This is a genomic window from Gelidibacter salicanalis, assembly GCF_016469035.1.
Taxonomy (GTDB): domain Bacteria; phylum Bacteroidota; class Bacteroidia; order Flavobacteriales; family Flavobacteriaceae; genus Gelidibacter; species Gelidibacter salicanalis_A.
Map to the genome: position 1 here is coordinate 1 of NZ_JAEHJZ010000102.1, position 340 is coordinate 340.

A 340-nucleotide genomic window follows, 5' to 3' on the forward strand; every position below is an offset into this window, starting at 1 on the left:
TGAGCCAATCGGGACAATGGAAAACTGCAAAGAACAAAGGCAACTACTTGTTCAATGTAAAATCCATGAGTCAAGTGTTTAGGGCAAAATATATCGCAGAGCTTAGAAAAAGTGACTTAAAGATCCCTCAGAAAATTTACAATGAAGTGTTCGGTAAAAAATGGGTGGTCTATGCCAAGCAACCTTTTAGAAGTCCAAAATATGTAATTGAATACCTGGGCAGATATACCCATAAAATAGCGATCAGCAACCATCGGATTGTTGATATTGACCATAAAAACAGGAATGTCACTTTTACTGCCAAGGATTACCGTCGTGCAGGTAAGAAAGTCAATTTAAC

General features: G+C 37.6%; 1 protein-coding gene. It reads left to right on the plus strand.

All coding sequences use genetic code 11. From position 1 onward, the window contains the following. On the plus strand, positions 1-340 hold a 340-nt coding region (locus tag JEM65_RS21025), incomplete at both ends, for a transposase (RefSeq protein ID WP_199603694.1).